Consider the following 13,973-nt stretch of genomic DNA (forward strand, 5'->3'; position numbering starts at 1 on the left):
CCTAGACCTGGCCCTCCGACACGATCTCGCCGAACGCGGCGGGGAGTGTCGCGGTCGACAGTCCGCGCAGTTCGCTCAACGGCAGCGTGAAGAGACCCTGGACTTCGAGCGACGGCTCAGCGTCATCCGACGCGGCATCCGTCACACCGATCCGCAAGACGGGGTACCCGCGTCCTTCGCAGAGTCCGCGGAACTTGACATCGTCTTCGCGGGGGACCGACACGATGACACGGCCCGTCGATTCGGAGAACAGCGCCGTCGCGGCATCCACGCCGTCACGCTCGAGGATCTCGTTGAGCCACACGCGCGCACCGACGCCGAAGCGCAGGACGCTCTCGGCCAGTGCCTGTGCGAGCCCGCCGGAGGAGAGGTCGTGCGCGCTCGCGATGAGCGACTGCTGCGACCCCGCGTGGATGAGCTCGGCGAGCTTCCGCTCCTGCCCGAGGTCGACCGCAGGGGGACGACCGCCGAGGTGTCCGTGGATCGTGCCCGCCCACTGCGACCCGCTGAGCTCCGTGGCCGTGACGCCGAGCAGGTAGATGTTGTCGCCGGCATCCTGCCATCCCGACGGGATGCGGCGGGCGACGTCGTCGATGATCCCGAGGACACCCACGACGGGCGTCGGGAAGATGGGCTGGTCGCCCGTCTGGTTGTAGAACGAGACGTTGCCGCCCGTGACGGGGACACCCAGCTCGAGGCACGCGTCGGAGAGTCCCTCGACGGCCTGCGAGAACTGCCACATGACCTCGGGGTTCTCGGGGCTGCCGAAGTTGAGGCAATCGGTGACGGCGGTCGGCACCGCGCCTGTGACGGCGACGTTGCGGTAGGCCTCGGCGAGAGCGAGCCGCGAGCCCTCGTACGGGTCGAGCTGGCAGAAGCGGCTGTTGCAGTCGGTCGCGATCGCGAAGCCCAGGCCCGAGTTCTCGTCGACGCGGATCATGCCCGCATCGTCGGGGAAGGCGAGGGCCGTGTTGCCGAGCACGTAGTAGTCGTACTGGTTGGTGACCCAGGAGGTGTCGGCGAGATTGGGACTCGCGACGAGCTGCGTGAACTGCGTGCGTAGCGTCTCGGCGTCGTTCGCGCGGGGAAGGGCGGATGCCGAGTCCTCGCGGAGCGCGTCGATCCACGTCGGGTAGGCGACGGGACGCTCGTAGACGGGGCCGTCGACGGCGACCGTCGAGGGGTCGACGTTGACGATCTCTTCGCCGTGCCAGAAGATCTGCAGACGGCCGTCACCCGTGACCTCGCCGAGGACGCTCGTCTCGACGTCCCACTTTCCGACGACGGCGAGGAAGTCGTCGAGCTTCTCGGGCGCGACGATCGCCATCATGCGCTCCTGGCTCTCGCTCATGAGGATCTCCTCGGGCGTGAGCGACGGGTCGCGCAGCAGCACGTTCTCGAGGTCGACGCGCATGCCCGAGCCGCCGTTCGCGGCGAGTTCGCTCGTCGCGCAGGAGATGCCCGCAGCCCCGAGGTCCTGGATCGCCTCGACGAGCTCGTCGCGGTACAGCTCGAGGCAGCACTCGATGAGCACCTTCTCGGCGAACGGGTCGCCGACCTGGACGGCAGGACGCTTCGTGGGTCCGCCGTCGGCGAAGGTGTCGGATGCCAGGATCGAGGCACCGCCGATGCCGTCGCCGCCCGTGCGGGCTCCGAACAGCACGACCTTGTTGCCGGCGCCGGTCGCGTTGGCGAGCTTGAGGTCTTCGTGCCGCAGGACGCCGACCGCGAGGGCGTTGACGAGGGGGTTGCCCTGGTAGACGGCGTCGAACACCGTCTCGCCGCCGATGTTCGGCAGGCCCAGGCAGTTGCCGTAGAACGAGATGCCCGAGACGACGCCGTGCACGACGCGCGCCGTGTCGGGGTTGTCGATCGCGCCGAAGCGGAGCTGATCCATGACGGCGACGGGACGCGCGCCCATCGAGATGATGTCGCGGACGATGCCGCCGATCCCGGTCGCAGCGCCCTGGAACGGCTCGATGTAGCTCGGGTGGTTGTGCGACTCCACCTTGAACGTGACCGCCCAGCCCTCGCCGATGTCGACGACGCCGGCGTTCTGGCCCATGCCGACCATGAGGCGCGTCTTCATCTCGTCGGAGACCTTCTGCCCGAACTGGCGCAGGTAGATCTTGCTCGACTTGTACGAGCAGTGCTCGCTCCACATGACGGAGTACATCGCCAGCTCGCCCGACGTGGGGCGGCGGCCGAGGATCTCGCGGATCTTCGCGTACTCGTCATCCTTGAGTCCGAGCGCCCCGTAGGGCTGCTCCTTCTCAGGGGTCGCGACGGCGTTCTCGACGGTGTCGGCGAGGGAACGCGCGACAGAAGCCGGGGAAGAAGAGGTGGTCATGCGGCTGAGCTCCAAGATCGCGGGCGCCGGACAGGCCAAGTCTAGTTGCGCGGCGGAGGGGCGTGTATCGGATGCCGGTGAGCGTCCTCTTCCCTCGTGGAGCCGCCGCCCGTGCGGTCCGAATGGAGGATCTCATGACTCGACGACTCAGCCGCCGCTCCCGCTCCGCCCGTCGGGGTGTCGCGCCGGTCGCCGTGCTTGCGGCGGCGGCGATGTGCGTCATCGCGGTGCCTGCCGCGGCATCCGATACCGATGATGAGCACGTGCTCTGGCCCTTCGTCTGTTCCGTCGACGGGGTGTGCCTCGCGATGACAGCGACGCTGGCTGATTCTGACGGTGACGGCATCGTCGACATCGACGAAGAGGTCCTCGGCACGGACCTGTCCGCTGCCGCCAGCGCACCTCGCGTCGAGGAGCTCGTCTCCGTCGTGGGGAAGGGAGCGCTGCCTTCGTTCGAGATGGGATTCTCGGAGGTCATCGTGATCCCGGAGACCCTGCCCGACGGCACGCGGCTCGTCCCCGAAGGACCGTCTGCCGGCCGCGAGTCGACGCTCGCGCGCCTGGGGATCGACGAGTCGGTGCTCAAGGGCTTCGGTCTCGACGTACCAGGGGGATTCGCCGTCGATTCCGTACTGGGTGCTCTCGGGATCACGCTCGGCAAGGACGGTCGCCCGGTCAAGAAGGAGGGATCGCCGGTCGGCAAGCGGATCGGCGGAGTCGGCGTCGGTGAGATCTCGCAGGAGAAGGACGGCCCTGACATGGGCGACCAGCCCGCCTTCGGAACGGATCGCAACGGAGGGGCGGACACGGCGAAGACGCTCGGCCAGCGTGCGTACGAACTCTTCTTCGGGCCGGACAAGAAGAGCGATCCGCCGAAGGGCGGCGCGGACGGCGGCGTTGATGGGGGCACCGACGCGCCGAAGAAGCTCACAACCGGAGACGAGGGCAACGTCGTGCTGCCCCTCACGGCGGAGGACATGGATCGGGCGCTCGCGAAGCTCGGCTTCGACAAGACGCCGGTTCAGGACGATCCGAAGGTCGCGCCAGACATCGCGGGAGTGGACCTCAATCCTCGGCGCACGGTCATCCTCGTCGTCGATCCTGAGCCGTCGGAGCGGTTCCAGAGCCTCTTGAAGATCGTGCTCACGACGCCGAACCCCGAGAACCCCGCCGACCGCAACACCAACTTCGGCCCCGGCGGTGGCCTGCTGACGGGCGTCGTCCCCGACTCGGCCTGGCCGAAGGCGTAGCGCCATCCGCCCGCCGAATCGGCACGCCCACCCGCCGAGAAGACCCGAACCGTCGAGTTTTCGGCTCGTCGGCGGGCAGTTCGGGTCTTCTTGCCGCAGAACGAGCAGTTCGGGACTTCTCGGCGGAATGGGGACCGGCTCTAGGCTGGAGGGTGTGACCGGAACGTCTTCGCAGTCGATCTTTCAGGTGCGCCTCGGGTGGGGAGGCGCGGGGCTCGAGGGGCTCGCGGCGGCTCCCGTCGTCGTGATCGTCGACGCGATCGGGACGGCCGATGACCTCGTGGCGCGGGCTGTCGCGCTGCCGCATCGACCCGTCGTGTTCGCCGGCTCGCTCCGCAACGCGACGGCCACGGCGAAGGCCGCGTACGACGTCCAGATCGACTCGGGCGACCGCACGGCGATCAACCTCGTTCTCGTGGGCGATGACGGATGCTTCGCCGTCGAGGACTATCTCGCGGCGGGTGCGATCAGCGACGCGCTCACGCAACTCGGCATCGACCACTCCGCACCCGATGTGGCGGTCGCGGCGGAGGGATTCCGCGCCCTCACGCGGGCGCTCACGCACCTGCTCTCGGCCAGCGCATCGGGACTCGCGCTCGCCGAAGCGGGTCGGCGCGCCGACGTGAAAGCGGCCGCAGCTCTCGACGCCGAGACCGAGGCCACCCGCGTCGACGCCTGAGCCGACCTCGCGAGGCTACCGCGCGGCGACGACCTGGCGCTTCGACGAGATGACGCCGGTGTCGAAGCCCGCGAGGTGAAGCCCGCCGTGGAAGCGCGCATGCTCGATCTTGATGCAGCGGTCCATGACGACCTCGAGCCCGGCCGCCTCCGCGATGGCCGCAGCCTCCTCGTTCCACGAGCCGAGCTGCAGCCACAGCGCCTTCGCGCCGACCGCGACCGCCTCGCGTGCGACGCCGGGCAGATCGGCATCCTTGCGGAACACATCGACGATGTCGGGGACGACGGGAAGATCGGCCAGTGACGCGTACGCCTTGTGCCCGAGGATCTCGTCGGCGCGCGGATTGACGAAGTAGACGTCGTACGGCGAGCTCGACAGCAGGTAGGTCCCGACGAAGTAGCTCGCCCGAGCGGGATTGTCGGAGGCGCCCACGATCGCGACGGACGTCGCGCGGCGGAGGAGTCCGAGCCGCGCCGGCGCATTCGGACTCTGCCACGTGCGGTCACCCCCGGCGGCATCCGTCTGCGGGATCGGAAGCGCGCACGCGTCGGCGGGCTCGGGTGCGGGAATGGTGCACGAGTCGCTCATCGCTGCTCTCCTGTCGCGAGGGTGAGGGCCTGATCGAGATCCCACAGGATGTCCTCGGGATCTTCCAGCCCCACGGAGATCCGGATGAGGTCGGCGGGAACGCCCGCTGCGTCGAGCTGCGCGGGTGTCAGCTGCTGGTGCGTCGTCGACGCGGGATGGATCACGAGCGTCCGCGCGTCGCCGATGTTGGCGAGGTGGCTCGCCAACTGCAGCGACTCGATGACCTTCTCGCCGGTCGCGCGAGCGGCCTGGAGGCGCTCCTCGTCCGATCCGAAGTCGCCCGAAGGACGCACGCCGAAGGCGAAGACCGATCCAGGACCGAGCGGAAGGTACTTCTGGGCACGTTCCTGGTGCGGGTGGCCTTCGAGTCCCGCCCACGTGACGAACGAGACGCGCGGGTCGTTCGCGAGCCATTCCGCGACGACGCGCGCGTTCGCGATGTGCGCGTCGATCCGCTGCGGAAGCGTCTCGACGCCCTGCAGCAGGTTGAAGGCGGACTGCGGGCTGAGCGAGGGTCCGATGTCGCGCAGCTGCTCGGTGCGGAGCTTCGTGAGGAAGCCGTACTCGCCGAAGTTGTCCCACCAGCGGATGCCGCCGTAGGACTCGACCGGCTCCGTCATCGACGGGAACTTGCCGTTGCCCCAGTTGAACGTTCCCGCCTCGACGACGATGCCGCCGAGCGTCGTGCCGTGGCCCCCGAGGAACTTCGTGACGGAATGGATGACGATGTCCGCACCGTGCTCGATCGGTCGGGCGAGGTAGGGGGTCGCGAGCGTCGAGTCGACGACGAGCGGGATGCCGGCGTCGTGCGCGACGGCGGCGAGGCCTTCGATGTCGGCGATCTCACCACCCGGGTTGCCGATCATCTCGACGTAGAGCACCTTCGTGTTGGCGCGGATGGCCTTGCGGAACTCCTCGGGATCGGAGCTCGCGACGAACGTCGTGTCGACGCCGAACCGCCGCAGCGTCACATCGAGCTGCGTCACGGTTCCGCCGTAGAGCTGCGCCGACGCGACGATGTGGTCGCCCTGGCCGACGAGGGCGGCGAACGTGATGAACTCGGCCGACATGCCGCTGGCCGTCGCGACCGCGCCGATGCCGCCCTCGAGCGACGCGAGGCGCTCTTCCAGGGCGGCGACCGTCGGGTTGCCGATGCGCGAGTAGATGTTGCCGTACTTCTGCAGGGCGAAGAGGTTCGCGGCATCCTTCGCGCTGTCGAAGACGAACGACGTCGTCTGGTAGATCGGCACGGCGCGCGCGCCCGTCGCCGCGTCGGGTGTTCCACCCGCGTGGAGGGCTCGGGTGCGGAACCCGAACTGGTGCTCGCTCATGTCGTCTCCTTCTGTCGGGCCACGCGGACGGCTTCTCGCACGCCGTCGACGGCCCAGGGGTTCTGCAAGCTGGTGGTGTCGCCGAGCGCGTCGCCCTGCCACAGCTGCGCCAGCAGCCGCCGCAGGATCTTGCCTGACCGGGTCTTCGGCAGCTCCGGCACGCGCACGATGATCTTGGGTTTCGCAATCGGCCCGATGTCTCGCGCGACCTGCGCACGAAGCTCATCGTGGTCGGCTGCACCTGCCGCACCGTCGACGACGAATGCGGCGACGGCGTGGCCGGTCAGGGGATCGGCGATTCCCGTCACGCCGGCTTCGCCGACAGCCGGATGCGCCACGAGCGACGACTCTATCTCGATCGTCGAGAGGCGGTGGCCCGAGACGTTCACGACGTCGTCGAGGCGTCCGAGGATCCAGATGTACCCGTCGGCGTCGATCGTGGCGCCGTCGCCGGCGACGTAATAGCCGCCGTGCTCGCCGTGACCCGCGAAGGGAGCCCAGTACGAATCGCGGTACCGGAGCGGATCGCCCCACACGGTGCGTGCCATGCCCGGCCACGGGCGGCGCGCGACGAGGGTGCCCGAGCGTCCGGGGGCGACGGGTTCGCCGCGCTCGTCGACGACGGCCATGTCGATGCCCGGAAGCGCCACGGTCGCCGAGCCGGGCTTGAGCGTCGTGACGCCCGGGAGTGGTGCGATCATCGCGGCGCCCGTCTCGGACTGCCACCACGTGTCGACGACGGGTGTCTCATCGCGCCCGAAGTTGCGGCGGAACCAGACCCAGGCCTCCGGATTGATCGCTTCGCCGACGGTGCCGAGAAGACGGATGCTGGACAGGTCGTGCCCCGCCGGGAGGTCGTCGCCGAACCACGTCATGAACGTTCGGATGAGCGTGGGAGCCGTGTAGTAGACCGTCACGCCGTACCGTTCGATGATCTCGAGGTGCCGTTCGCGGTTCGGGGCATCGGGGGTGCCCTCGTAGATGACCTGCGTCAGTCCGTTCGAGAGCGGTCCGTAGATCTCGTACGTGTGGGCCGTGACCCATGCGAGGTCGGCCGTGCACCAGTGCACGTCATCGGGCTTCGCGTCGAAGTGCGCCCAGTGCGCCCAGCTCGCGTGCGTCAGGTATCCGCCGGAGGTGTGCACGAGGCCCTTGGGCTTTCCCGTCGTTCCCGAGGTGTAGATGATGAAGAGCGGATGCTCGGAGTCGAACGCCTGCGGATCGTGTGTGTCCGGCTGTGTGTCGATCGCTTCGTGCCACCAAACATCGCGCCCTTCCGTCCACGCGATGTCCTGGCCGGTGCGTCGCACGACGAGCACGTGCTCCAGTGCCGGAAGGTCGGCGGCCGCGATGTCGGCGGCCGACTTGACCTCCACCTGACGGCCGCGGCGGCTCTGGCCGTCTGTCGTGACGAGGAGCTTCGCGCCGGTGTCCTCGAGACGGAAGCGCACGGCCTCGGCCGAGAAGCCTCCGAAGACGAGCGAGTGCACGGCGCCGATCCGCGCGCACGCCAGGGCGATCACGACGGTCTCGATGAGCACGGGGAGGTAGACGACGACACGGTCCCCGGGGCCGATGCCGAGAGCCGTGAGTCCGTTCGCGGCGCGCGCGACGCGGCGCTGCAGGTCTTCGTACGTGACGGCGGTGCGGTCGCCGGGCTCGCCCTCGAAGTGCAGAGCCACCTTCTCGCCGCGGCCCGCCTCGACGTGGCGGTCGACGCAGTTGACGGCGACGTTGAGCCTGCCGCCGTCGAACCACGTCGCCTTCGGCACGGTCAGTCCCTCGGGACCCTCCACGGGCGGCGACCAGGTGTGCGCCGTGTGCCACGGCTCTGCCCAGTCGAGACGCTCGGCCGCCCGCTCCCAGAAACCGATCGGGTCTGCGTTGGCGGTGGCGTAGACCGAATCGTCGACGTTCGCCTGGGCGGCGAACGTCGCGGGCGCGGGAAAGGTGCGCGACTCGCCGAGGCGCGCTTCTTCTGTCACAGCCACCGCTTCAGCACCGCCCGTTCGAACAGCACCAGGATGCCGTTCGTGATCGTGCCGAGGAGCGCCAGGAGGACGATCGCCAGGATGATGCGGTCGAGTCGTCCGGTGGTCTGCGAGTCGCTCAGCATCCATCCAAGACCCATCGAGGCGCCGAGGAGTTCCGCCGCGACGAGGAACAGCCACGCCTGCGCAAGCCCGAGACGCAACCCCGAGACCACGGAGGGGACGACGGCGGGCAGCTGGACCGTGCGGAAGAGCGACCAGCCGCGCAGTCCGAAGGTGCGCCCGGCCTCGACGAGGTGCGGATCCACGTGCCGCAACGCGTCGGCCACCGTCGTGTAGACGGGGAAGAAGGCGCCGATCGCGATGAGCGTGATCTTCGACTCCTCGCCGACGTGCAGCCACAGGATGAGGAGGGGCACCCACGCGAGCGACGGCACGGCGCGAAGTGCCACGAGGATCGGGGCGAACAGGACGTTGCCCGCGCGCGAGAGCCCGACGATCGCCGCGAAAGCGAGCGCGATGATCGTTCCGAAGAGGAAGCCGATGAAGACGCGCTGCACAGAGATCGCGATGTGCAGCCAGAGTTCGCCGCGTTCGATGAGCTCGACGGCGGCTTCGACGACCGAGATCGGCGGAGGAAGCAGGTACGGCGGGACGATTCCTGTCGTCGTGACGACCTGCCACGCCGTGAGGATGACGAGCGGTACGAGGAATCCGCCCGCGATCTTCACCGACGTACGCGACCACAGGGGCGTTCGCTGTTGCGCGGCCGCCCCTGTGGTCGTGGTGGTGTTCGAGGTCACTCGGTCGCCTTCTCCGCGAAGTCGCTGAAGACGATGCTCGCGATCGCGTCGTCGACGGACTGCTGACCGCCCTGGACGTCGCCGGACTCGACGATGACCGGCGCGATCGTTTCGAGGACGGCGATCTGCGCGTCTCCGGGAACGCCTGAGACGTCGAGATTCGAGCGCTCGGTGATGACGGTGCGGGCGACCTCGATGTCGATCGAGGCGGCGTCGGCGAGAAGCTGGGCCAGCTCCTCGGGGTTCTCCAGAGCCCAGACGCGCGCCTCTTCGTAGGCGTCGACGACGACCTGCGCGACATCCGCGTGGTTCTCGATGAAGTCCTCGGTCGCGTTGAGGAAGCCGTACGTGTTGAAGTCGACGTTGCGGTAAATGAGCTTCGCCCCCGACTCGACCTCGGCAGCCGCCATGATCGGGTCGAGCCCCGCCCAGGCCTGCACCGAACCGCCCTCGAGGAGTGCGCGACCGTCGGCGTGCTGGACGTTCTGCACCTCGACGTCGTCGATCGTGAGGCCCGCCTCGCCGAGCGCCTGGAGCAGGAAGAAGTAGGGGTCGGTGCCCTTGGTCGCGGCGACCGAGGTGCCCGCGAGTTCGGAGACCTCGGTGATCTCGCTGTCCGCACCCACCACGATGGCCGACCACTCGGGCTGCGAGTAGATGTCGATGACCTTGATGGGGGAGCCGTTCGCGCGAGCCAGCAGGGCCGCCGAGCCCGCCGTCGAACCGACGTCGATCGCTCCCGAGCGCAGGAGTTCGTTGGCCTTGTTGCTTCCGGCGGACTGCAGCCACTCGACCGTGACGGAGTCGCCGAGCGCCTCTTCGATGAGTCCCTGGTCCTTCACGACGAGGCTCAGCGGGTTGTACGTCGCCCAATCGAGCGACAGCTCGGCCGTCGACCACTCACTGCCCTCGCTCGCGCCGGAGTCGCCCGCGGCGGCGTTCTCACCCTGAACGCATCCGGTCATGACGAGGGTCATCGTGCCCGCGACGGCGACAGCAGCGGTGATTCGTCTGGCGAGGGTGTTCATGCGTTCTCCTTGGTGGTGGTCTTGTGTACGCCGAGCCCGTCGAGCAGGCTCGCGCGAAGGTCGGTGAAGCTGCGGGCGCCGCGGTCTCGCGGGCGGGTGCTGGGCACGGAGACGAAGCGGCCGATCGAGCCGGTCGCGCGGCGCCCGTCGCCCTCGGCACCCGGCACGGCCTCGTGCGTGCTCGCGCGCCCGAGGGCCCCGAGGCCGGAGGAGGATCCGAGCGCCACGACCTTGGCGCGTGGCCGGTCGGGCTCCGTCTGCGCGGCCTGCAGATTGCGCAGCATCAGAACGTGATCGGCGAGGTACAGGGCTTCTTCGACGTCGTGCGTGACGAGCACGATCGTCGTCGGCTGCGCGCGATGGATGTCGAGGAGCAGGTCGTGCATCTTGAGCCGCGTGAGCGCGTCGAGGGCGCCGAACGGCTCGTCGAGCAGCAGCACGCGCGGGCTCCGAGCGAGGGCGCGGGCGAGCGACGCACGCTGGGCCATCCCGCCCGACACTTCACGCGGACGCTGCGTCGCTGCATGGGTGAGGCCGACGAGTTCGAGGAGCTCAGACACGCGATCCTTCGCCGCGCGACCGCGGACTCCGTGGGGCAGGCCGAGCGCGACGTTCTGCGCGATCGTGCGCCACGGCAGCAGGCGCGGTTCTTGGAACGCGATGGCGGTGGAGTCGTCGTGCGCGTGCACCTCTTCGCCGTCGAGCCTGATCGTGCCCGCGGTGGGGGAGTCGAGTCCGCCGATCAGTCGGAGCAGCGTCGACTTGCCGCATCCCGACGGCCCGACGACGGCGATGATCTCGCCGGGCGTCACGTCGAGGCTCAAGCCCTGCAGGACGGTGCGCGGCCCCTCCTTCGTCGTGAAGGTGCGCTCGACGTCGACAACCTGCACGCCGGCGGCGGGCACGCGCGTCAGGACGTCGATCTGTTCGGGCATACCCCCCAGCTTGGGCAGGTGGTGTGGCGCGACAAAGTCCGGCGTAACGAAACGACGCAGTTGCCCACGGGGTTGACGTGAACAACGAAACTGTATAACTCAAATCGCGAAAACAGCGGGCGAAATTTGCGAAGATCGGATAGGGTCGACTTCTGTACCAACAGGTCGCGCGCTCTGGAGTCACCACCGCGCACGTTCCCAGAAAGCGAGCCCCATGTCTCAGGAGATCCACGCCGACATCGCCATCATCGGAGGCGGGGTCGGAGGCGTCTCGGCAGCACTGGCTGCGCTCCAGGCGGGTCGCTCTGTCGTCATGACCGAATCGACAGCCTGGCTCGGGGGGCAGCTCACGAGTCAGCTCGTACCGTCGGACGAGCATCACTTCATCGAAGACACCGGCGCGAACCGCAGCTACCGCCACTTCCGAACCGTGTTGCGCGACTTCTATAGGAATCACTTCCCGCTCACGCCCGAGGCTGCTGCCGACCAGCACCTCAACCCGGGCGCGGGGTGGGTGACCCCGCTGTCCGTCGATCCGCGAGTGATCGTCGCCGTCATCGACGACATGCTCTTGCCGTATCGGATGAATGGACAGCTCACCGTCCTGATGGGCGTCGAGCCGGTCGCCGCCTCCACGGACGGCGACATCATCACCTCCGTGACGGTTCGGGGCGTCCACGACGGGGGAGAGACGATCGTCACTGGCGTGTACTTCCTCGACGCGACCGAACTCGGCGACCTTCTCGAACTCGGCGGCGTAGAGCATGTGAGCGGTCGCGAGGCGAGGGATCAGACGGGCGAGCCCAACGCGGCCCTCACCGCGGATCCGACGGACATGCAGAGCGTCACGTGGTGCTTCGCGGTCGATCACATCGACGGCGGTGACTTCACCATCGACAAGCCCGCATCGTACGAGCGGCATGTGGCATGGTCGCCCGCGCATCGCCACGGGCTTCCCGTCCTCGACTTCCGCGCCAACGTGAATCCCGATGGAACCGCGCGGAGGACCTGGCGTCTCGACGTCAATGCAGACGACGACCCCTTCGCGATCGATCTCGATCACCGCCACATGGGGCCGGCCCCGGACTTGTGGACCTATCGGCGGATCGCGGCGCGCCGTCAGTTCCGCGAGGGATACATCCCCAGCGACATCACCATCGTCAACTGGCCGATGAACGACTACGTCGGCGGCCCGCTGTTCGGAGTCGCGGATGCGGCCGAGCATTGGCGTGAGTCCAAGGAGCTGGCGAAGTCTCTGCTCTATTGGCTGCAGACCGAGGCTCCTCGACCTGACGGCGGCACGGGATGGCCGGGCCTCCGCCTGCGCCCCGACGTCGCAGGCACGCAGGACGGGTTCGCCATGATGCCGTACATCCGGGAGTCGCGCCGCATCCTCGCGCTGCGCACCATCGTCGAGCAGGACGTCTCGGCCACGATCCGAGGAGATCGGGGCGCGGAGCACTATCCGGATACCGTGGGCACCGGCCATTACTACTGGATCGACCGGCATCCGAGCACCCGCGGCACGCTGTGGCTCGGCGACATTCCGCATCCGTTCGAGATCCCGCTTTCGGCCCTGATTCCTCGCCGCGTACGCAATCTTCTTCCCGCGTGCAAGAACATCGGCACGACGCAGATCACCAACGGGTGCTACCGCCTGCACCCTGTGGAGTGGAGCATCGGAGAAGCCGCGGGCGCGCTCGTCGCGTACTGCCTCGCGGAGCGCACGGAGCCCCACGCCGTTGCGGGCGAGCCTGCGCGGCTCGCCGCGTTCCAGCATCACCTCGAAGGTCGTGGCGTGCAGCTGAGGTGGCCGGAAGGAATGCTCTGGGCTGCAGGTCCGGACGCCGAGCACTTCGAAGAGGTGCGCAAGTAGACGGCGGAGATTCGCGAGAACGGCATCGGTTCTGACGGGAACGATCCCCTAAACTGAGCGGCGGCAGGGAAGGTCTCATGCCCAAGTCGAGGGGTCAGGCGACGATGAGCCGTACACGCGGTCCCAGCATGGCTGAGGTCGCCGAGCTCGCCGGGGTATCGATCTCGACCGTCTCCAAGGTCGCGAACGGCGGCAGCGACGTCGGAGAGGCGACGCGCGCCCGCGTCGCGGAGATTCTCCAAAGCAGCCAGTATGTGCCTCGACGTAAGCGCAAGACTCCGCCCACGGTCACCATCCTGGTGCGGGCGATCCCGATGTCGACGAACGTGGAATTCCTGGCCGGGGCGCTCGCCGAAGCTCAAAAGCAGGGCATCCAGATCTCGCTCGTGCAGCACGGGGACAACGACCCTGAAGACGACTGGCTCGAGCAGTTCACTCCGCGAGTTACACGCGCGGTCATCGCCCTGAGCTCTGCCTTGAGCATCGATCAGCAGAAGCAGCTCGAGGCACAAGGCGTTCCCCTCGTCGTCGTGTATCCGCGCGACACCGCCAATCTCGGTGCTCCCAGCGTCGGAGCTGCAGACTGGGCCGGAGGGGTGAATGCCGCGAAGCATCTCATCGAGCTGGGCCACCGTCGTATCGCCATGCTCGCGGGTCCGGAGGACACGCTCGTCGCGCGGGCCCGGCTCTCGGGCTTCCGGGATGCCCTCGACGAGGCGAAGATCCCTGTCGATCCTGCACTCGTCGTGCCGGGAACCTTCGACTACGACGCGGGTGTGAGCCAGGCCCGGAACGTGCTCACTTTGGACGACCGGCCGACGGCGATCTTCGCCGCGAGCGATCGACAGGCGATGGGAGCGATCGAGGCGGCTCGGCAACTGGGCCTACGCGTTCCCGAGGATGTCAGTGTCATCGGATTCGACAATCTCGCGGCAGCGTCGATGACCTCGCCGCCGCTGACGACGATCGCCCAGCCGCTGGCGGAGATGGGCGCCGTTGCCGTGACCATGGCTCTCGCACTCATCGAGAATCGGCCGCTGGTGAGCCGCGACGCCGTCCTCGCGACGTCGATCGTCGTGCGGGGCTCCACCGCCGCGCCTCCCCGCCCGTAACCTGCGTCGGTCCGACCGGGACCGGTCAGT

11 protein-coding genes are annotated in these 13,973 nt (G+C 68.5%); 4 read left to right on the plus strand and 7 right to left on the minus strand.

All coding sequences use genetic code 11. The features are described 5' to 3' along the window. Position 1: 1 nt before the first annotated feature. Positions 2–2,350 carry a phosphoribosylformylglycinamidine synthase subunit PurL gene (gene purL, locus FBY39_RS04380; RefSeq protein ID WP_141930508.1) on the minus strand — a complete coding sequence of 783 codons (2,349 nt, stop codon included), beginning with the start codon at positions 2,348–2,350 and terminating at the stop codon, positions 2–4. A gap of 134 nt (positions 2,351–2,484) precedes the next feature. On the opposite strand from purL, the gene FBY39_RS04385 reads away from it, so the two are divergent. Next, the gene (locus FBY39_RS04385; protein WP_141930510.1) at positions 2,485–3,600 is read left to right on the plus strand and encodes a hypothetical protein; all 1,116 of its coding nucleotides are present in this window, start codon (positions 2,485–2,487) and stop codon (positions 3,598–3,600) included. Positions 3,601–3,754: 154 nt separating this feature from the next. Beyond that, complete coding sequence (locus FBY39_RS04390; protein WP_260837438.1) at positions 3,755–4,279, plus strand: 2-phosphosulfolactate phosphatase; 525 nt, start codon at positions 3,755–3,757, stop codon at positions 4,277–4,279. A 15-nt stretch (positions 4,280–4,294) separates the two neighbouring features. Here the strand turns inward: FBY39_RS04390 and FBY39_RS04395 are convergent, their stop codons facing one another. From FBY39_RS04395 to FBY39_RS04420, 6 genes are read right to left on the minus strand one after another with little or no spacing between them, the layout of a single operon-like run. After that, positions 4,295–4,867 (minus strand): CoA-binding protein, encoded by a 573-nt coding sequence (locus FBY39_RS04395; RefSeq protein ID WP_141930514.1) that lies wholly within the window; start codon positions 4,865–4,867, stop codon positions 4,295–4,297. Then, complete coding sequence (locus tag FBY39_RS04400) at positions 4,864–6,198, minus strand: O-acetylhomoserine aminocarboxypropyltransferase/cysteine synthase family protein (RefSeq protein WP_141930516.1); 1,335 nt, start codon at positions 6,196–6,198, stop codon at positions 4,864–4,866. Before FBY39_RS04400 ends, FBY39_RS04395 begins: the two co-directional genes overlap by 4 nt. Then, positions 6,195–8,189, minus strand: a complete 1,995-nt coding sequence (gene acs / locus FBY39_RS04405) for an acetate--CoA ligase (protein WP_260837439.1) — start codon at positions 8,187–8,189, stop codon at positions 6,195–6,197. The genes FBY39_RS04400 and acs overlap by 4 nt, the downstream gene beginning before the upstream one ends. Continuing rightward, positions 8,180–8,992 (minus strand): ABC transporter permease, encoded by an 813-nt coding sequence (locus tag FBY39_RS16650; protein ID WP_141930520.1) that lies wholly within the window; start codon positions 8,990–8,992, stop codon positions 8,180–8,182. The genes acs and FBY39_RS16650 overlap by 10 nt, the downstream gene beginning before the upstream one ends. After that, the gene (locus FBY39_RS04415; RefSeq protein WP_141930522.1) at positions 8,989–10,020 is read right to left on the minus strand and encodes an aliphatic sulfonate ABC transporter substrate-binding protein; all 1,032 of its coding nucleotides are present in this window, start codon (positions 10,018–10,020) and stop codon (positions 8,989–8,991) included. The genes FBY39_RS16650 and FBY39_RS04415 overlap by 4 nt, the downstream gene beginning before the upstream one ends. Beyond that, positions 10,017–10,955, minus strand: coding sequence for an ABC transporter ATP-binding protein (locus tag FBY39_RS04420; RefSeq protein WP_141930524.1), 939 nt, complete (start codon positions 10,953–10,955; stop codon positions 10,017–10,019). Before FBY39_RS04420 ends, FBY39_RS04415 begins: the two co-directional genes overlap by 4 nt. A gap of 214 nt (positions 10,956–11,169) precedes the next feature. Here FBY39_RS04420 and FBY39_RS04425 point away from each other — a divergent pair, with 214 nt between their 5' ends. Beyond that, positions 11,170–12,831, plus strand: a complete 1,662-nt coding sequence (locus FBY39_RS04425; protein WP_141930526.1) for an FAD-dependent oxidoreductase — start codon at positions 11,170–11,172, stop codon at positions 12,829–12,831. A 77-nt stretch (positions 12,832–12,908) separates the two neighbouring features. Further along, a complete protein-coding gene (locus tag FBY39_RS04430; protein WP_141930528.1) occupies positions 12,909–13,943 on the plus strand; it encodes a LacI family DNA-binding transcriptional regulator in 1,035 nt (344 codons plus the stop codon). The last annotated feature ends 30 nt before the right edge of the window (positions 13,944–13,973 follow it).

This window comes from Microbacterium sp. SLBN-146 (assembly GCF_006715145.1).
GTDB lineage: Bacteria > Actinomycetota > Actinomycetes > Actinomycetales > Microbacteriaceae > Microbacterium.